The sequence below is a fragment of the Pseudoalteromonas sp. SM9913 genome (assembly GCF_000184065.1).
GTDB lineage: Bacteria > Pseudomonadota > Gammaproteobacteria > Enterobacterales > Alteromonadaceae > Pseudoalteromonas > Pseudoalteromonas tetraodonis.
The window spans coordinates 101,523-120,473 of record NC_014803.1 but is presented as its reverse complement, the minus strand read 5'-3'; the positions used below and the strand labels follow the sequence as shown (position 1 = coordinate 120,473).

14 protein-coding genes are annotated in these 18,951 nt (G+C 41.1%); 8 read left to right on the top strand and 6 right to left on the bottom strand.

Annotated elements, in window-relative coordinates; all coding sequences use genetic code 11:
- Positions 1 to 105 precede the first annotated feature (105 nt).
- From PSM_RS00575 to PSM_RS00565, 3 genes are all read left to right on the top strand, one after another.
- The gene (locus tag PSM_RS00575; protein ID WP_013463745.1) at positions 106 to 2,181 is read left to right on the top strand and encodes a TonB-dependent siderophore receptor; all 2,076 of its coding nucleotides are present in this window, start codon (positions 106 to 108) and stop codon (positions 2,179 to 2,181) included.
- Positions 2,182 to 2,337: 156 nt separating this feature from the next.
- Positions 2,338 to 3,741 carry a M20/M25/M40 family metallo-hydrolase gene (locus PSM_RS00570; RefSeq protein ID WP_013463744.1) on the top strand — a complete coding sequence of 468 codons (1,404 nt, stop codon included), beginning with the start codon at positions 2,338 to 2,340 and terminating at the stop codon, positions 3,739 to 3,741.
- An 86-nt stretch (positions 3,742 to 3,827) separates the two neighbouring features.
- The gene (locus PSM_RS00565; RefSeq protein WP_013463743.1) at positions 3,828 to 4,769 is read left to right on the top strand and encodes a tetratricopeptide repeat protein; all 942 of its coding nucleotides are present in this window, start codon (positions 3,828 to 3,830) and stop codon (positions 4,767 to 4,769) included.
- Between the two features lie 15 nt (positions 4,770 to 4,784).
- Here the strand turns inward: PSM_RS00565 and PSM_RS00560 are convergent, their stop codons facing one another.
- Entirely contained in the window at positions 4,785 to 5,705 is a 921-nt protein-coding gene (locus tag PSM_RS00560; RefSeq protein ID WP_013463742.1) for a DUF808 domain-containing protein, read from the bottom strand.
- A gap of 122 nt (positions 5,706 to 5,827) precedes the next feature.
- Between PSM_RS00560 and PSM_RS00555 the strand changes: the two genes are divergently transcribed.
- The 5 genes from PSM_RS00555 (at position 5,828) to PSM_RS00535 (ending at position 11,127) form a co-directional block, all read left to right on the top strand.
- On the top strand, positions 5,828 to 6,106 hold the full coding sequence (locus tag PSM_RS00555; RefSeq protein WP_013463741.1) for an MliC family protein: 279 nt from the start codon (positions 5,828 to 5,830) through the stop codon (positions 6,104 to 6,106).
- 67 nt (positions 6,107 to 6,173) lie between these two features.
- Positions 6,174 to 8,204 (top strand): methyl-accepting chemotaxis protein, encoded by a 2,031-nt coding sequence (locus PSM_RS00550; protein ID WP_013463740.1) that lies wholly within the window; start codon positions 6,174 to 6,176, stop codon positions 8,202 to 8,204.
- A gap of 71 nt (positions 8,205 to 8,275) precedes the next feature.
- Positions 8,276 to 9,742, top strand: coding sequence for a 4-hydroxy-3-polyprenylbenzoate decarboxylase (ubiD, locus tag PSM_RS00545; RefSeq protein ID WP_013463739.1), 1,467 nt, complete (start codon positions 8,276 to 8,278; stop codon positions 9,740 to 9,742).
- Between the two features lie 86 nt (positions 9,743 to 9,828).
- On the top strand, positions 9,829 to 10,542 hold the full coding sequence (fre, locus tag PSM_RS00540; protein ID WP_013463738.1) for an NAD(P)H-flavin reductase: 714 nt from the start codon (positions 9,829 to 9,831) through the stop codon (positions 10,540 to 10,542).
- Between the two features lie 171 nt (positions 10,543 to 10,713).
- Positions 10,714 to 11,127 (top strand): CBS domain-containing protein, encoded by a 414-nt coding sequence (locus PSM_RS00535; protein WP_013463737.1) that lies wholly within the window; start codon positions 10,714 to 10,716, stop codon positions 11,125 to 11,127.
- Positions 11,128 to 11,174: 47 nt separating this feature from the next.
- Here the strand turns inward: PSM_RS00535 and add are convergent, their stop codons facing one another.
- The 5 genes from add to hemC all read right to left on the bottom strand — a co-directional run bounded on the left by add (position 11,175) and on the right by hemC (position 18,923).
- A complete protein-coding gene (add, locus tag PSM_RS00530; RefSeq protein WP_013463736.1) occupies positions 11,175 to 12,176 on the bottom strand; it encodes an adenosine deaminase in 1,002 nt (333 codons plus the stop codon).
- A gap of 122 nt (positions 12,177 to 12,298) precedes the next feature.
- Positions 12,299 to 14,989: an ATP-binding protein gene (locus tag PSM_RS00525; RefSeq protein WP_013463735.1), complete on the bottom strand. Its 2,691-nt coding sequence runs from the start codon at positions 14,987 to 14,989 to the stop codon at positions 12,299 to 12,301.
- 48 nt (positions 14,990 to 15,037) lie between these two features.
- Entirely contained in the window at positions 15,038 to 16,147 is a 1,110-nt protein-coding gene (locus tag PSM_RS00520) for a heme biosynthesis HemY N-terminal domain-containing protein (protein WP_013463734.1), read from the bottom strand.
- Positions 16,144 to 17,985 carry a uroporphyrinogen-III C-methyltransferase gene (locus PSM_RS00515; protein WP_013463733.1) on the bottom strand — a complete coding sequence of 614 codons (1,842 nt, stop codon included), beginning with the start codon at positions 17,983 to 17,985 and terminating at the stop codon, positions 16,144 to 16,146. Before PSM_RS00515 ends, PSM_RS00520 begins: the two co-directional genes overlap by 4 nt.
- Positions 17,985 to 18,923, bottom strand: a complete 939-nt coding sequence (gene hemC / locus PSM_RS00510; protein ID WP_013463732.1) for a hydroxymethylbilane synthase — start codon at positions 18,921 to 18,923, stop codon at positions 17,985 to 17,987. The genes PSM_RS00515 and hemC overlap by 1 nt, the downstream gene beginning before the upstream one ends.
- Positions 18,924 to 18,951 lie beyond the last annotated feature (28 nt).

Sequence of the window (18,951 nt, the reverse complement as noted above, 5' to 3'; positions counted from 1 at the left end):
CAACGCACGATAAAAAGTGCAAATAAAGATATTGCAAATGATAGTTATTTTCATTAAGATCTGCGGCGTTTTACTATTCTAATAACTCTAAGCCGGAAGCTACTAATGAAACTTAACCCACTTTTTATCGCACTTTTAGCCAGTACCTCTGCAAATGTATTCGCTAACACCGCAAATATAGAGCGCATTGAAGTAAAAGGCAGTTACTTCAACGACTACAAAGTAGATAATGCCAGTGGGGCAATGAGAACCTCAACCTCATTACTCGATACCGCACAATCAGTCACTGTTATTACAGATACAATTGTAAATGAGCAACTAGCAACCACCTTAGGTGAAGTACTAAGTAACGATGCGAGTTTAACGCCAGGATCTAAGCAACGTAATCGTGAAGTATTTAACTTACGTGGTTTTGAGTTAAGTTCATCAACCGGCTACCTGCGTGATGGCCACCAGCATTGGTCGCACTATCAACAACCCATTGAAATTTTAGAGCAAGTTGAAGTAATTAAAGGACCATCGAGTATTTTGTACGGCCAATCGGGCCCTGGCGGCTTAGTAAATATGGTGACCAAAAAGCCAACCGCACAAACGTTATTTAATGCCAGTGCCGATGTCGATCAACATGGCTCAACTCGCTTTATGCTTGATGCTGGCGGCGCATTGACTGAAGCTGAAGATTTACGTGCCCGTGGCGTATTAGTAAAACAAGATGTTGAATATTGGCGTGAGTATCAAAACGGTGATAACCGCGAACGCGATCGTTTTTTAGGTGCATTAGTGGTTGATTACGATATTAGCGATAATGCCTTAGTACGTGTTCACTATGACCGTACCGATGACGAAGCAGGTCTAGATACGGGGGCTTGGATCGATAATGATGCTAATATCATTGGTAACGATAAAACAATTCGTGACATGTCTTGGGCCTTTACCGACATCACCGTTGAAAACATGGGCATTGATTTTAATGTATTTTTAGCCGATAACTGGCAAGTAAAACTTGGCTACAATGAACAAACATTTGAACGCCAGCGTTTTGAGTCAGCACCACGTAAGCCAAGTGACTTTATCGAAGGCGATAGTTATCAGTCACGCCCTTACGATCGCTTTGATGATTGGCAGTTTAAAACTGCTTTTATCGACTTTATTGGCGAATTTGAAACCGTGGGTGTGCACCATCAATTACTTGTAGGCGTTAACTCACTGGATTATTACTATGGCCAATTACGCACATCTGCTGATACGATTAATTTTTCTGCCGGTCAAAATGAGCCTAATCGCCCAAATATAAGTTACAAGTCAGATGATACTGTTAGCTCATCTGCCTACGACTACTACGGGATTTATATCCAAGATTTGATTTCGTTCTCGCCTAAATGGCAACTATCACTGGGTGGTCGTTACGATAAACAAAGTAAAGAAAACAGCAATAACGAATCGTTCGTACCTAAGGTCGGCGTACTTTACCATCCAAATGCATCAGCAACCGTATACGCAAGTTACTCGGAAGGATTTGAGCCGCAAAACGAAACATTAGAAAATGAAAATGATGTTAATAATGGCATGAAACTCGATGCCATTACTTCTGAGCAACGAGAAGTTGGGGTTAAATGGCAACTGTTTGATGACCGATTAATGCTCAGCGGCGCCCTATTTGATATTAGTAAAACAGGCACCTTAGTGAGCGAAAATCTGATTAACCCTATTGGTGATATAACCAGCATAACCACGCAAGCAGGTGAACAACGCCATAAAGGCTTTGAACTTTCTGCACAAGGTGCTGCTACCGATCGTTTATTTGTTATGGCATCAACCATGTATTTAGATGCTAACTATGAACGAGATGAAGAATTAGAAGGTAAGCGCCCAACCGATGCGCCAAAGTGGTCAGCCTCACTTTGGACCCGTTATGAACTCAACGACGCCATTGCTTTTAATGCCGGCGCTTTTTATGAAGGTGAACGTTTTGCCGATAATGCCAATACAGTAACAAAACAGGGATATACCCGTGTTGATGTTGGCGCAACCTACGCACTTAAGGTAAGTAATACAGATATTAACCTGCGTTTAAACATTGAAAACTTATTCGATAAAAACTACCTAGCCGGTGGTGGATTAAATAACGTGACGGTAGGTGAAGGCACAAGCGTGCGTTTAGCAGCGCAATTTAGCTTTTAAATACAAACTTTAAAAACCCATAGCCCACCTCAATTTGAGGTGGGCTTTTTTTGAACTGACTTTTGAACCCACTGAATAGCCTACTCATCTCATCTATTTTTTATCCTCTTTGTTACATGCTTTAATGGTGTTAATCATTACAAAGGCTCTCTCAATATGAAACAATTGCTCACAGCACTCCTATTTACCACCAGCATGACGGTAAGCGCCAACAACAGTGAATTCACTGCAAAACAGCTACAACAAGTAGATGAGGTGCGCACCACCGCCCTTAAAAGTGATTTAAGCTATCAATTACTAGAATCACTCACCACTGAAATAGGCCCGCGCCTACCAGGCACCGAAAACGATAAGAAAGCCGTTGCTTGGGCAAAAGCAAAGTTTGATGAATTGGGCTTTGATAAAGTCTGGTTAGAAGAAGCAACCTTCCCTGAATGGCGTCGCTATAGCGAAAGCGGAAAAATACTCACTCCAAGCGAGCAACCTCTGCATTTAACAGCACTGGGTAACAGCATTAGTACACCCAAAGAGGGGATCAGCGCACCTGTCGTCTTATTCGAAACCCTTGACGAATTAAAAGCTGCACCGGCGAATAGCTTAAAAGGTAAAATTGCTTATATTAATTACCGTATGAACCGTGATATTGACGGCAATGGTTATGGCCCCGCGGTAAAAGCCCGTGCTACCGGAGCAATTGAAGCGGCTAAAAAAGGCGCCGTTGCCTATATGATGCGCTCAGTTAGCACTGGCCACCATCGCTTTGCACATACCGGCGGTAGCTATTATAAAGAAGGGGTAACTAAAATACCTAACGTGACTATTGCCAATCCTGATGCTGACCAAATAGCACGATTAGTCGCATTAAACAAAGACGTGTCGGTTAATATTAATGTACAAACCGAAAACCTAGGCGAGGGCACTGGTTATAACGTCATTGGCCAATTTAATGGTACTGAAAACCCTGAGCAATATGTACTTATTGGTGGACACTTAGATTCGTGGGATTTAGGTACTGGCGCTCTGGATGATGGCGCTGGCGTTGCCTTAACCATGGCAGCAGCAAAGCATATTAGTGATGTAAAACGTCCTAAGCGCAGTATTCGCGTTGTGCTTTTTGCAGCTGAAGAACTCGGCCTTTGGGGCGCAAAAGCGTATTTTGCAAAGCATAAAAATGAGCTTAATAACATTGTGGCTGCTGCAGAGTCTGACTTTGGTGCTGATGTAGTTTATGGCTTTGAATCAAATGTAAACGCAGCTTCACTGCCAGTAGTGCGCGCGATTGCCAAAGAGCTTGCGCCATTAAATATTGAATACATTGGCCAAAATGAAGCTAAAGGCGGACCCGATCTCATCCCATTTAAAAATGCAGTTTCTGCGCCTATTTTTGAACTGGCACAAGATGGTACTGACTACTTTGATTACCACCATACAGCGGATGACACCCTTGATAAAGTGACACCCGCTAAACTTCGTCAAAACACCGCTGCTTATGCTGTATTTGCGTTAATGGCCGCCGACGCTAAAACGACCATTAAACCAAAAGCACGCACTAAAGAGTAACTGACATAATTACTTACAGTTTGCTGCTTTAACTAATACGCTCATTGTTTTAACTTAAAGAGAATTAAAACAGGGAGCGTATTTTCATGCTGCTTTTCAATACCAGTCAGTCTTTTCCTCATTTTACACAAGTACAGTGCTGCCCTAATTGCAAAAGTAACAGCTATCACTTAGTTAACCAAAGCCGCTTTTTGCGCTTTACTATTCTTCCTATAGTTCCGATAAAGTTGAGCTATAAACGCGAGTGCTATCAATGTGGACATTGTGAGCCTACAAGCATTAAAAAGTTACCCCTGTTCGAAAAGCTAAGCCTACCCAAATACTGTATTGGGTTAGTTTTATTGCTGTGGGTATTGTTATTTTTTTACCAAAAACACCTTAATGCTGAGGCGCTAAAACAAAGTTATTTAACCAACCCCAAAGCCTACGACACCTATTTAGTAAAGGCCGATAAATTCACTCATGAACCGTGGACACTGACTAATTTAAAAGTAGCGCAAGTGCTGAGCTTTGATCAGCAATTTATAACGTTTCAGGTGAGTAATTACAGCTATAAGCGCAGCAGCGCTATAACCACAGCAATGCGTGCCAGTTTATTAGTGCAAAGAGATTACTTTTCGTCTAAAACCATCACCCTACCTCGTAATGAAATAAAACGCTTATACAAGGATGACATTATATTCGACGTGCTGCGCCCCTATGCAAATAGTTTATATGGGGGATTTGTGATGTTTCCGCCACAGCCAAAACCTTTATATAAAGGAGTAAAGCTCGATAAAAATAATCAACAAGGAATTATGTACCACAAAGATGGGCAATACGATGAAGCGCTAGAAAGCTTTACTCTTGCAGCGCAAACAGGTTCTCAATGGGGGCAACTAAATCTGGCGCAAATGTATCGCGACGGGCAAGGCACAGAGAAAAACGCCCCACAAGCTATTTATTGGTATAAAAAAGCCATTGCTCAAGGTAATAGCAAAGCTAAACACGAGCTTGAGCAATTATGTAAAAGTGCACAATGTGAATAATGTAAAGTAGCGCGATTACGCCGCGCTACTATGGGTTTTAAAGAGCTTAGTATAGGTTACATGCATAATAACAATAACCAAACCCGCAACCACACCAAGTAAGCCATCAAATACTAAAGGGGCTAGCATCTCACCTACCCCACCTAAAGTTGACTGGGCGTAATGTGTGATATCAATCTGCGTATGATGCAGTAACTCAACACCATGCACTAAAATTCCACCCCCCACTAAAAACATGGCGATTGTACCTGCAAAGGCTAAAAACTGCATAAGTCGGGGAGCTGCTGCAAGTAGGCCTTTACCCAGTAATTCTTTAAATTTATTCGCAGAGAGTTTTGATTGGTTAAGTAAATACAATCCTGCATCATCAAGTTTTACAATTCCAGCTACCAGTCCATAAACACCAATTGTCATGATGATGGCAATAACACTTAGCACCAGTGCTTGATTCATTAACGTAGCCCCAGCCACAGTCCCTAAGGTAATTACAATAATTTCAGCAGACAGAATAAAGTCAGTACGAATAGCACCTTTTACTTTTTGCCTTTCATATTCAACTAAATCTAACTTTTCATCATCATCTATCGTTTCCTCATGGTGAGGTAAAAAGCGAGCAAATACTTTTTCAGCGCCTTCAAAACATAAAAATAAACCACCCATCATCAAAAGTGGCGTAATTAGCCAAGGCAACCACACACTAATTAATAACGCAGCAGGGACTAATATCGCTTTATTTAAAAACGACCCTTTTGCCACCGCCCATACTACCGGCAGCTCTCTATCGGCAGTGACCCCTGTAACTTGCTGCGCATTGAGCGCCAAGTCATCTCCTAGTACGCCTGCCGTTTTTTTAGTCGCAACTTTACTCATGGTCGCAATATCATCAAGTAAGGTCGTTATATCATCAAGTAATGTTAAGAGGTTAGTGCCAGCCATGATATTCCCTAGCTAAAAATAAGAGCTTAAACATAACGTAAAGCCTTATTTTCACCAACGGTTAATTTAGCTTTGCTAAGCTCTTAATTAACCAAGCGACTAAATAAGTAAAACACAGCCTAATGAAACACTACGCCATTACTATTGCTTTAATAGCCCTGGTTGCATGCAATGAGCAACCCATTACAACAAACTACATGTGCGATAACACCGCTGCACAGCTAGATATTATTAGCAACAAACAGGCGACGCTCCGCTTTAATAAGCATGATTATTTATTAACTCATGAGGTGAGTGCCTCTGGTAGCAAATATATTAATACCAAGGTACTGTTTTGGAGTAAGGGCGAGCAAGCTATGCTAATAATTAACGGTAAAAAATATCAATGCACAAGCAATTAACCACTAACTAACAACATATTAAAAAACTTGCTACACTAACAAAAGTCTTAATACTGTTGATAAAGTTATGCATTCTATCGCTATAAAACATAAAATAATTTTAGCCTTTTCAGCTATTGGCCTGTTAATGCTCACCAGCTGCATATTTTTTTACTGGTCACTCCATCAAATCAGTACCACTAACTCGCGCATAGAAACGTTAGCGGTTCCGGTACAGCAAGCGAGTAAAGACCTGCGTTTATCGCTACTTTCAATTACTAAATTTAACGCCATTGCTTACAGCCAAACTAAACTTGATTTACTACTGCAAAATAAAAAGCAAGCACACGCAGAGCAGACACAGTTTTTTAATAAATTAGAGACGCTAAAAGCACAAGTTGCCAAGCAACAAAGTATGCAAACATTGCTTGTTACTATTCATAATGACTTCACTAAACTAAACACTATAAGCAACGACATGCTTGCAGCAAAAGAGCAACGCTTTAAGGCGCAAAGTACCGCCGCAGCACTGACAGTTACCTTTAATGAACAGCTTCGCGATCTGAGTAACCAATTACTTGATATAGAGCTTATAAACGTAGCAGGCAACCAGCAATCGCTTTTAAATGCAGTCTTTGGCACAGCGACTCGAATTGATGATTTATTATTTACTCTAAACAATAATGTCAAAGGCATCGGGCAAGTAACCACCTCTGAAGATATCAATGCCCACCAACAGGACACTTCTTTTTTACTCAATAATATTCAATCTAATCTTAGTTATTTAGAGCAACAAGCCTCTCCTATTGCAAATAAGCTCAACGCCAATGAGTTAATAGCGGCGTTTAACGATTTAAGCAGCCTATTAAATAATCCTGATGGGCTGTATGCATTGCAGAACACTGTACTCAATAGCAAAGACAAGGTTGATCAGCGGTTTGAAAGTTTTCAACATGCTTTTATCATTATAGAAAATCAGCTAATTGAGCTTAATAAACTTGCAGACACGCGCTTTGACTCCCTGCAAGAGAGCGCTAAGTCAGCAATCAATACCGGCTCTAGCTTAGTTATTATTATTGCTTTTGTTTTAATTGTTTTGCTGGTTATTATTTCAGTGTTTACTACTAACGCCATGCTAAAACCACTTAAAAAGGTGAATAAAGAACTCGCACGCATAGCCTCAGGTGACTTTTCACAGCGAAGTAATCCTCTAAGTAAAGACGAATTTGGTACCCTGCTGCATAATACCAATAAGCTTTGTGATGATTTAACTCACCTAATAAAAGGGATCAGTAACGACGCCTACGAACTCGATAATTCAGCCATTCAAACCAGTGAAAAAGGGCAGCAAATGACCATCGTTGCTAAGCAACAGTTGGAACGCAGCGCACAAGCAACCTCATTAGCGCAACGTATGCTACAAAGCTCACAAGCCGTTTACGAACAAGCGCAGAGTACCTCAAATGAAATAACGAATGCCTCGCAGTTTGCAAATGATGTCAATGACATTGCAAACAACAATAGCCAAAGTATTGAATCTCTTTTAAGCCGCCTAGATAAAGCAGTTAGCAGCACCGAAGAGCTTGCACAATACACCAAACTGATTGGCGCTATTGTTGATACGATTAGCAGTATTGCAGAGCAAACCAATTTGCTAGCGCTTAATGCGGCCATTGAAGCAGCAAGAGCCGGTGAACATGGTCGAGGATTTGCCGTAGTGGCCGATGAAGTGCGTTCGCTTGCAGCACGAACACAAAGCTCCACTAGCGAAATAACCACCATGATCAACACACTACAACAACATACTCAGACTACCCAAGCTGAAATAAATGATGGTCAACAACAAGCCAAACATTGTGTTGAAAACAGTACTGAACTAAATGCAGCCGTTGAGCGTATCAAAAGCACGTTAGTATCGGTCAATGCAATGAGCAAAGACATTGCCCATGCATCGCATGAACAACTTGCAAACAGCACTGATATCCAACAAATAATGGCTAAGGTAACCGATCATGCCACCTTAAATGCCGACAATGCGACGACCCTAGCAAGCGAAAGTGAAGATGTTAATCAACTTGCACACTCTTTAAAAGGTGCGGTAGAGCGCTTTAAGTTTTAAGTGCAAGTAATGACTTGGCTTGCATGAACTGGGTATAATACTTTTAACTTTTTGCTAAGTAACGGCCCACAATGAAATACAAAGATCTACGCGATTTTATCGATTTACTTGAAAAACGAGGCGAATTAAAACGCATCAGCCAAGAAATCGACCCGTATCTTGAGATGACCGAAATTGCCGATCGCACACTGCGTGCTAAAGGCCCCGCTTTATTATTTGAAAACCCGAAAGGGTATGACATGCCTGTTCTAGCTAACTTATTTGGTACACCTAAGCGTGTAGCAATGGGCATGGGCCAAGAAGATGTCAGTGAATTACGTGAAGTTGGTAAGTTATTGGCATTTTTAAAAGAGCCAGAGCCACCAAAAGGTATTAAAGAAGCCCTTGGACAAATTCCGGTATTTAAGCAAGTCCTTAATATGCCAGCCAAAGAAGTAAAAAAAGCGCCTTGCCAACAAGTTATTTTACAAGGTGACGATGTTGATTTAACCAAGCTTCCTATTCAGCATTGCTGGCCTGGTGATGCTGCGCCTTTAATTACTTGGGGTTTAACCGTTACCAAAGGGCCTTATAAAAAGCGTCAAAATTTAGGGATTTATCGCCAGCAGTTACTTGGCAAAAATAAAATTATTATGCGTTGGTTATCTCATCGTGGTGGCGCGCTTGATTTTCAAGAGTGGTGCAAAGAACACCCTGGTGAGCCGTATCCGGTATCAGTGGCATTAGGGGCTGATCCTGCCACAATTTTAGGGGCGGTTACTCCGGTCCCCGATACATTAAGCGAATATGCTTTTGCCGGTTTATTGCGTGGCAGTAAAACGGAAGTGGTTAAGTCTATTTCGAATGATTTACAAGTACCGGCCAGCGCAGAAATCGTGCTTGAAGGGCATATTATGCCAGGTGAAATGGCACCTGAAGGCCCTTATGGCGACCATACGGGTTACTATAATGAAGTCGATGACTTTCCCGTTATGACAGTCACTCATATTACTCATCGTAAAGACCCTATTTATCACAGTACCTTTACGGGTCGTCCGCCTGATGAGCCAGCTATTTTAGGGGTGGCTTTAAACGAAGTATTTGTGCCAATTTTACAAAAACAGTTTCCAGAAATCGTTGATTTTTATTTACCGCCAGAGGGCTGCTCGTACCGTATGGCCGTGGTTACGATGAAAAAACAATACCCCGGGCACGCCAAGCGCGTAATGATGGGGGTTTGGTCATTCCTACGACAGTTTATGTACACTAAATTTGTTATTGTCTGCGACGATGACATTAACGCCCGAGATTGGAACGATGTAATATGGGCTATTACTACCCGTATGGATCCTGCACGCGACACCACGTTAATTGAAAACACGCCAATAGACTATTTAGACTTTGCATCGCCTGTCTCTGGCCTTGGTTCAAAAATGGGCATGGATGCAACCAACAAATGGCCTGGCGAAACAACCCGTGAGTGGGGCGAACCTATTGTTATGGATCAAGCCACTAAAGATCGCGTTGATGAACTTTGGGATAGCCTAGGTATTCTTTAACGACTTTGGTCTAGGCTATAAACTCACCCTGCGGATATGCTACTATTGCTCAAATAAAGTGCGTATCCGCTAATTTAAGGTAAAACATGCAAACATTACACGCTGACGTTGTTTCTATCAGTCCACTAACAGAATTTGTTCATAAAGTTATTTTAAAGCCGCAGCAACCCGTCACATTTGAAGCTGGCCAATATTTACAATTGGTTTTAGGTGAAAAAGATAAACGTGCGTTTTCAATTGCAAGCCGTCCTTCACAAACGGATGCTTTAGAATTACATATTGGTGCTTCAGTTGCTGACTCATATGCTATGCAATCGCTAGAGCACCTTCGTAGTGCCCACAATAATAATCAAACAGTGACTATTGAAGCGGGCTTAGGTGTTTCTCAACTACGTTTGCAGTGCGAGCGCCCCATTATTTTACTTGCTGGCGGCACAGGCTTCTCTTACGCAAAATCAATGGCCGATCACCTTGCTGAAATAAATTGTCAGCGCCCAGTGCTATTTTATTGGGGTGTTAAAGAAGAGTCTGCGCTGTATGCACACAGCGAAATGAAAGCTTGGGCAGATAGTCATAAGCACTTCGAATTTATTCCTGTGGTAGAAAATCCTACTGACAGCTGGACTGGCCATACTGGTTATGTGCATAAAGCGGTAATGGACGATATCATCTCGCTTGAACCTTACGATATTTACATGGCAGGTCGTTTTGACATGATAGGCATAGTGCGCGATGACTTTATTAGCCACGGTGCCATTCGCGAAAACATGTACGCGGATGCATTTGCTTTTATAAAATAACAGAAAATGCATCATTTTTAAGGCACCTTAGGGTGCCTTAATTGTTTTTATTGCCCGCCATTACCGCTGCGATGATTGTTATTACCTATTAAACTCATCAACATAAACAATTTCCTAAAATCCAATCTATAAACCATACTTTGTATAGAACATTCAGCGGGAGAAACCTAAATGCTAAATACAAAAGTAAAAGATTTTATGCAACACAAGTTGCCTCATATCACCCCTAATACAGAAATGACGACCGCCATTGCAGAACTACAAAAATTTAAATTGCTTGGTGCCCCAGTATTTGACGATAACAAGTTGCTAGTAGGTTTTATTTCTGAGCAAGAGCTTCTTAAACCCCTAATGCAAAGCAGTTATTTTTGTGACGGTATGGTAAAAGTATCGCAGTTGATGCAAACAGAAGTTGTGACGGTCAGCGGTGATACCAATATCATGGAATTAGCAGAACAAATGCAACCCGGTAAGCCAAAGAATTATCCTGTGGTTGATGGTGACGTTGTAGTTGGCATGATCAGCCGTGCCGATATTTTAAAAGCACTTTATGATAATTACGTTAGCTGTCAAACTCACATATAAACAAAAATGCCACTGTAAACAGTGGCATTTTTTTATAGTACAGGTGATTAACGCTGTGCGACTTTGGTTTTGAGTGCCTGTTTATCTGCATCACTTAAATACGCAATCTCAAGTGCATTGGCTTGCGCTTTTTCCATATCAGCTTGCGATAAACCAGCTTGTGGCGCTGCAGTTGTGTATTCGTACTCAATTTCAATCCCTTCAACAGCCGGATCATCGGTATTAATGCTGGCCAAAATGCCATGATCTAAAAACTGTTTAAGCGGATGCTTAGTTAAATCATTCACTGTGCTGGTTTGAATATTACTGGTTAAGCACGATTCAATACCAATACGGTTATCACGTAAATAATCCATTAGCGTTGAGTCTTCAATCGCTTTAACGCCATGCCCTATTCTGCTTGCGCCAAGCTCGTTTAATGCTTGCCAAATACTTGCAGCACCCAATGCTTCGCCAGCATGCACAGTAACCGCTAAATATGCATCGCGTACTTGTTTAAAGTGATCAACAAACAGTTCACCAGGGTAACCAATTTCGTCACCCGCTAAATCAACCGCGACCAAATCATTTTTAAAAGCAAGTAAAGCATCCAGCTCGTGTTGACAGGTTTTAACACCGTAAGTACGAGATAAAATACCAATTAAGTTTGCTTTAATATCAGCATCTTTTGTTGCACTTTTAATACCATCGACCACGGCTTCAACAACGCCCTGAGGATGTAAACCTTGGCTTTGTGCCATGTAGTAAGGGCTAAAACGTAGCTCTACGTAATCAAGGCCTTGCGCTTGTGCATCTTCAATGTTTTCTATTGCAATTCGTCTACAGGCATCGTAATCACCCAGTACCGTGACCCCCCAATCAAGCTTTTGTAAAAAAGCCATTAGGTTTGGCTCAGGATCAATAACTTGAACATGAGGAATAAGTGCCTCAACATTATCTGCTGGTAAAGCTATATTAAACTGACGACCAAGTTCTAGTATGGTTTGCGCGCGTACATTCCCATCTAAGTGACGGTGAATATCTAGCAAAGGTATTTTTCTATTAATCATAGTAGCTACTCGGTTGAGTTAAAATTGCGCGAATGATACGCAGGTACAGTAATATTTCAAGTGTAGAATATTTAAAATGGCGCTTGGAGGTCTTATGTCTGCCTTTTGTACAAAAATACGTGTTACTTATCTAAGCGAGATAAATAATACCAAAGCGTTTTAAATAGCTCATCAGCTTCAATAGGCTTGGTCATGTAGCTATCCATTCCAGAGGCAATCGCTTTTTGAGCGTCTTGTTCGTGAGCGTTGGCGGATAAACCAATAATAGGTAAATCAAAAAAACCTAACTCATTACGAATCACTTTTGTTGCTTGTAAACCATCCATATTAGGCATTTGAATATCCATTAATACTAGGTCGTAGTTTTTTTCGCTAAGCATCGCAATCGCTTCTAAGCCATCATTTGCGATATCAGCAATACCGTGTTTAGTTTCTAAAATAGCACTTACAACATGTTGGTTTAATGGGTTGTCTTCCACTATAAGTAATTGATATTTTTCTAAAGAAATATTACTCACATCAATTTTTGATAAAGCATCAGCACTGTATTTGGCTTTTGGCAGCGATGAATGAACTGGTAAGCTAAAAGTAAACGTAGATCCATGCCCCTCACTGCTTTTTAAATCAATAGCCCCTCCCATCAATTCGACCAATTTTTTACAAATACTCAAACCTAAACCAGTACCACCGTACTGACGTGACGTTGAGCTATCTGCTTGAGAAAAGGGTTTAAAAAGCTGTTTTTGAGCTGCAGAGCTAATGCCAATCCCGGTATCGTTAACACTAAAATATGTCATTTTTGATGATTGCCAAATCTTTAACGTAATACAGCCCTTTGCGGTAAATTTTACTGCATTATTTAATAAATTAAGCAGAATTTGCTTTAAACGAATAGGATCGGTATTGAGAATTAAATGCGCATCGCTGTCATACTCTAATTTTAAAGAAAGCGATTTACTCTCCACCTCAAATTGCATTAAACCGACGATGTCCTCGGCTAATTGCTTGAGGTTCACAGGCTCTTGCATTAACTCAAGTTTACCGGCTTCCATTTTAGAAAAGTCGAGTACATCGTTTAACACTCTTAATAATACACTTAGAGCACCATCAGCTTGCTCTATATAGCCTTTTGCTTGCTGCCAATCCTGTTGTTGTAGCGCTAGATAGTGCATACCCTTTATGCCATTTATTGGCGTGCGTATTTCATGACTCATGTTGGCTAAAAACTGACTTTTTATAGCGCTGGCTTCATCGGCCTTTTGTTTTTCTTGGCGTAGCGTGAGTGTTTGCTTTGCCACTTGTTCGCGAATCCGAATATTGGTAGCCGTCACAGAGATCAAAAATATAATCAACAACCACACAAATAACATACCCACTATTTGCGCTAGCCAGTATATGAACCACGATGATTTTAAAACGGGTTGATGCAGCTCAACGCGCCACATTCGCTGACCAATTAACAACTGATATTTTTTTAGTAACACCATAGAATGATGCTCTGCAATATAAAGTGCCTGCTGTTTTTCAGCATTATTAATATCAAAAAAACTAATCGCAATACGCTCATTAGAGTCAAACGACAGCGACTTAGAAAGTTTAGCTAAGCTAACCACGGCAACAACAAATCCTTTAAAATCGCCTTCTGTTACCACATTTCCAAAAACGGGATACATAAAGAGTACACTTAATCCATCGTTATTCGGTATCAGTGCTGTCGGTTCACTGATCACCAATTCATTAAGTACTTTAGATTTAGTGAGTGCTGTGCGTACTTGCTCGTTTGAACCTAAATCAAACCCAACAATATCTTTCATTCCCCTAAGTGGGTTTATATATTTTACGGGGTAATAGAGCTCTCGATAGGGGGCTTTTTGCCATTGCCCATTCGCTGATTTTTGTTTGATAAACGGGTTTTCGCTATCAACTTGCTCAATCCATGATTGATACTCGGCACGAGAATCATCAGTAATCGCAGGAACCCATTTAAAAGCAAGTATTTCTTCACTGTAGCTTAATTGTTTAGCTGTAAACTGCGTAAACTCACTAAAACTAACGTCTTCACTATTTGCTAAAAAACCACTTAATAAAGATAGATGCGCAATGATCTCATCTAACTTTTGATTTATAGCGCTTTGAGTCGCAAGCACTTTCGTTTCTTGCTTTTGAGTGTCTTTTTGTTTTTTTACACTCGCTGCACCATAAAAACTAATACTAATAATCGCATAAATAAGTAATGCAGGAACAATAACTTGTAGTCGATGGCGCATTTCAGAATAGTGAAATACAGCTAATAGCAATGGGGTAAAAATTAATACGCCAATGCTGTCACCTATCCACCAAGTAGTAAAATTATCCAGCGCATTCGCAGCAGGGATGATCTGGTTAAATACTAATAAACTCGTGCCAGCAATAGCGCCTATAACACAGCAGACAGGACCTGCAATTACTAAGCTTTGAATACTTAATTTTAACGATGAAAGGTCTAGAGGGGCTTTTATTACTTTTGTAATTATTTGCGCGCCAAGCCATGCTTGCAAAAAAGCAGCGAAGCTGAGGCCCACTGCATGTAACAAAATTTGCCAGTTTAAAATATCTGTAACATGGTCTAAATGAATTAAATTAATCAGTAAAGAACCAGCAATAATGCCTAAGTAAGCGCGATGGCGCCATAATAAAAAACTGGCTAGTGCAATGCCTGCAGGTGGCCAAGAAGCCACGGCATAACCGTCAACTGCGAGTAATAAATTACTAAGATAACCAGTAAAAAAATAAGCGCATGCAAGACTAAAAGAGAGTGTAAACACATTTTTCATAGCCTTCGCTCCTGCGCTTTTAATTATTGATTTATAAAATATAATCCATTATTGATAGAGCACAAGCGCCTTATCTAATTGTGCGCTGTGTTTATAGCTTAGTATAGCTTGTTGTCGATACTGTGATTTGTTATCACTATTAAGCGCTTTGTCGAATACTCGTGCAGCTAAATCATAATCACCTTGGGCATTCGCTAAACACGCCAGCGCTAATAATAACGCGTTATTGTGCTCGTCTTTTTTCAACCGTTCTTGAATGCTTGATTGCAGCTTGTAAGCATTACTTGGCGCAGCTTCACGTAAAATGTCGGCAAGTTCAGTGTGGTGCTTAGCGTGTTTGAGCATTTTATTTAACTCGTTTTCAATACTCGCCAACTGCCCTGTTTTTGCCATTTGAGTTAAGTACGCAGTGTGCGCATGTGCTTGCAATTTCTTACCTAATTGCTGGTACTTACTGGTTAGCTCATCACTCGCTTGAGCAGCAAAATAAGCTAAAAACACCTGCTGCCACTGCTTATCGCTCAATGCATCTTTACGTAATAAGCGCGGTAAAAAGTCTTCTAATATTTTAAAGTGCTGCTGTTGCACCAACACTTCAGTGTACAGTTTAAGCTCAAGTACCGTGGCTTTTTTAGATTCAGCCGCCATCCGTATTTGCGGTTCAATAACACTGCTGTCGCCACTGGCTAACCATAGTTTAGCCACTTTTAGTTGCTGCTCAGGGCTTATTTCAAACAAGTATTCCAGCGCTTTATCGGGTTGATTATTTGCCAGTGCAGCTTTTGCTAGTAACGCCAAACGTATGTCTAAAAATTTAGCTGGCACACTGTTACTTGATAACGCGCTTTCCACTTGCGCGTAATCGTCATTAATCAAACTCCAAAGTGCTTGCTCTATAGCTGCATGCTTGCGCTCTTGGCTGCGAGCAAAAAATCCATGTTTGGTATTTCTGTAAATAGATAAACAGTAGCGTACGAGTTTGTAAGTTAAATACAAAGCTGCTGCGCTCAGTGCCGCCATAATACAAAACGAAACAATCGTACCTTCTATGGTGGTGTTATTAAATGAAATCAGTACATAGCCTTTTTCATCTAACACGAAAGGAGTGATCGCTAATACCAATACAATAGCGACAATAAAAATGATCAACCCTATCATTGTGCCCACTCCTTAACTTGCTGAGTACTTTGCAATGTCACCTCAGGGTTAAAGTTAAGCGGCTCTTTTTCAAGGTTTACTAAAGTTTGTAGTACCACTTTTGTGGCATTATCATCTTGCTTAAAGTATTCAGTAACTAAACGTTTTGTGTCGTTTAAGGCGCTAAAATAGATGCTGGCTTGCTTGCTCATTAGTGCATCTTGCGCCTGAGTAATATTGAGCTTTATGCGCTGATTAATCAGGTGGCGCTCTCTATCAGTTAATAGCGGCTCTATTAATACCCCTTCGTGATGGCGAATTGTAATAAAGCTATCAACTATTTTATTCCAGCTATTTCGGATATTTTGCTGCCAATCACTCATATTTTCAGAGAGCGCGTTTTCGTCAGTTACTGACGCTTCTTCTGGCAAATTAACCGCATTAAATACCAAGTTATCGATACGATCTCTAACACTATTTAACTGTAAGTAAATCGCCTCTGTCGCAACGGGTTTAATGCTATCGAGCGTTTGTATGTCTTGTATAATTGCTTGGCGCAATTCAAGCGTGCCTGGGTGGTCGCTTAAAAGTGAATCTAAACGTTTAAGCACTGCACTTGTGCCTTGATAATCTTGTTCAGCCCACAATTTAAATTCAGCCATGCGTTGTAAGCTGGTCACTTCTTGTGGGTTTAATGTGTTACCACTTTGCTGCACTTTTTGCAGTGCTGCTTTTAATGCTTGCTGATTTTTTACAGAGTTTTCATTAAGCGCCATAGCAGTTTGCTCTTCGCTCTTTTGTAACGCTTGCTGAAGACTGAGTTGCTCAGACTTAAGCGCTTGCAGCTCTTGCTGCAATATCTTATTTTGCTCTGATAATGCATTAACCGCTAAATTTTGCACTTTACCGGCATTGAGCTTTTGATAAAACTCATAACCCACGCCACTGGCAACAAGTAACGAAATCACCAACGCTAAACTCCCCACCTTACTCACTTTATGGGTATTATTTTGCGTTTGATTATTGGCTTTTGCAGTGTCGTTTTTAGCGGTATTAGACGTGTTATTGGCTATTGGTTGCGCTGCTGCTTTTTCTACTTTTGACGTCGCTGACTGTTCACTCATTTTGCTACCTTGCTGATTAATGCAGGCAAACATAGCGTGGTCGCTAGCCCCTGCCGCAGTATGTATATGTGTCGAATTTATTTTTTGCTGTTGTAAATAATCGCCAATACGCTCACTGGCAACATAAAATTCGCACTGTTGTAACCATGTTAGTTGCGCCGCGGTAAGGGTATTAAAAATGGCATCAACGGCGGCATTACTAGTAATGACTATACCGTGTACATTCTGGCTTTGCCAGTGGTCTATCCAGTCAGCGGATTGTTGCGCTACCGGCTCGCGCTGATACACCACACAATTATTTAAAAAAGCACCGCGTTGTTTTAAGGTTTTTGCTATCTCAGGCCGCCCACCAATGCCTTTAACCAACACGATATTACTGCCATCAACCTCAGCCAATGACTTAAGCGCCAGCAACCCCTCAGAATCATGTTGTTTTGGCAAAGCAGCACGTACACCAAATACTTCATAAATGGTGTCGGCAGTTTGTTGGCCAACACCATAAAACTGCGCTTTGGTGTTAATTGCAGGCTTAAGCGCACTCAGTGCATGTACTGCATCTTGCGAAACAAAAATAATTTTGTCGGCATTAACCAACGGGCTTAGCTCAACGCTGGTTGGGGTTAAATACGTTATTTTTAGAACAGGACATAAAGACGCTTGATAACCCGCTTGCTCAAGTTGCTGTGCAAGGGCTGCGCCTTTTCCTTCGGGCCGAGTTATCAAGATGTGTTTCATTATGCGTCTCGATATACGTCAGCAAGGATTTTATCTGCGCCTTGTGCTAAGAGTTTTTTAGCCAGCTCAACTCCTAATTTTTCCGCATCATCAACATGCCCACTAATTTCATCGCGTAAAATTTCGCTGCCATCAATCGCCCCAACTAAACCACGTAAATGCACTTGCTCACCATCAACCAATGCATAAGCACCAATCGGAACTTGGCAGCCCCCTTCTAAGTGGCGGTTCATTGCGCGCTCGGCATTAACACGAATACGAGTTTCACTGTGCTCCAGCGGAGCTAATAAGGCTTTAGTAACTTCATCATTTATACGGCATTCAATACCGACAGCACCTTGACCATTAGCAGGTAACGACACTTCTGGCTCAATAAAGTCACGAATACGTTCACCCATTTCTAAACGAATTAGCCCAGCCGCTGCGAGTATAATCGCATCGTATTGACCACTATCAAGCTTTGCTAAACGTGTATTTACATTGCCACGTAAGTCACGAATTTCTAAATCTGGACGCAACGCTCTGATTTGGCATTGGCGACGTAAACTTGAGGTGCCAACAATGGCGCCTTGCGGTAACGCATCAATATTGGCAAAATTATTTGAGACAAACGCGTCACGCGGGTCTTCACGCTCACAAATAACGTGTAACTCTAAATCATCTGGAAATTCGACTGGCACGTCTTTCATTGAATGCACTGCAATGTCTGCTCGCCCATCAAGCATGGCTTGTTCTAGTTCTTTTACAAATAAGCCTTTACCACCAATTTTAGCCAGTGGTGTATCTAAAATAATGTCACCTTGAGTCGACATAGGCACCAGCTCTACACGCACGTCATCGTGAAAATGCTCTAGCTGCGCTTTTACAAATTCAGCCTGCCACAGTGCCAATGCACTTTTACGAGTAGCAATGCGAACTAACTTTGTTTTTTCAGTCATAAAATATCCATCAATAATTACTGGGGTC

What these genes read in the sequence shown, in the direction of transcription:
- PSM_RS00550 (WP_013463740.1), top strand. Translation starts at nt 6,174, where the DNA reads ATGCATTCTATCGCTATAAAACATAAAATAATTTTAGCCTTTTCAGCT.
- ubiD (WP_013463739.1), top strand. Translation starts at nt 8,276, where the DNA reads ATGAAATACAAAGATCTACGCGATTTTATCGATTTACTTGAAAAACGA.
- PSM_RS00575 (WP_013463745.1), top strand. Translation starts at nt 106, where the DNA reads ATGAAACTTAACCCACTTTTTATCGCACTTTTAGCCAGTACCTCTGCA.
- PSM_RS00560 (WP_013463742.1), bottom strand. Translation starts at nt 5,705, where the DNA reads ATGGCTGGCACTAACCTCTTAACATTACTTGATGATATAACGACCTTA.
- add (WP_013463736.1), bottom strand. Translation starts at nt 12,176, where the DNA reads ATGATTAATAGAAAAATACCTTTGCTAGATATTCACCGTCACTTAGAT.
- PSM_RS00555 (WP_013463741.1), top strand. Translation starts at nt 5,828, where the DNA reads ATGAAACACTACGCCATTACTATTGCTTTAATAGCCCTGGTTGCATGC.
- PSM_RS00535 (WP_013463737.1), top strand. Translation starts at nt 10,714, where the DNA reads ATGCTAAATACAAAAGTAAAAGATTTTATGCAACACAAGTTGCCTCAT.
- PSM_RS00520 (WP_013463734.1), bottom strand. Translation starts at nt 16,147, where the DNA reads ATGATAGGGTTGATCATTTTTATTGTCGCTATTGTATTGGTATTAGCG.
- fre (WP_013463738.1), top strand. Translation starts at nt 9,829, where the DNA reads ATGCAAACATTACACGCTGACGTTGTTTCTATCAGTCCACTAACAGAA.
- hemC (WP_013463732.1), bottom strand. Translation starts at nt 18,923, where the DNA reads ATGACTGAAAAAACAAAGTTAGTTCGCATTGCTACTCGTAAAAGTGCA.
- PSM_RS00570 (WP_013463744.1), top strand. Translation starts at nt 2,338, where the DNA reads ATGAAACAATTGCTCACAGCACTCCTATTTACCACCAGCATGACGGTA.
- PSM_RS00565 (WP_013463743.1), top strand. Translation starts at nt 3,828, where the DNA reads ATGCTGCTTTTCAATACCAGTCAGTCTTTTCCTCATTTTACACAAGTA.
- PSM_RS00515 (WP_013463733.1), bottom strand. Translation starts at nt 17,985, where the DNA reads ATGAAACACATCTTGATAACTCGGCCCGAAGGAAAAGGCGCAGCCCTT.
- PSM_RS00525 (WP_013463735.1), bottom strand. Translation starts at nt 14,989, where the DNA reads ATGAAAAATGTGTTTACACTCTCTTTTAGTCTTGCATGCGCTTATTTT.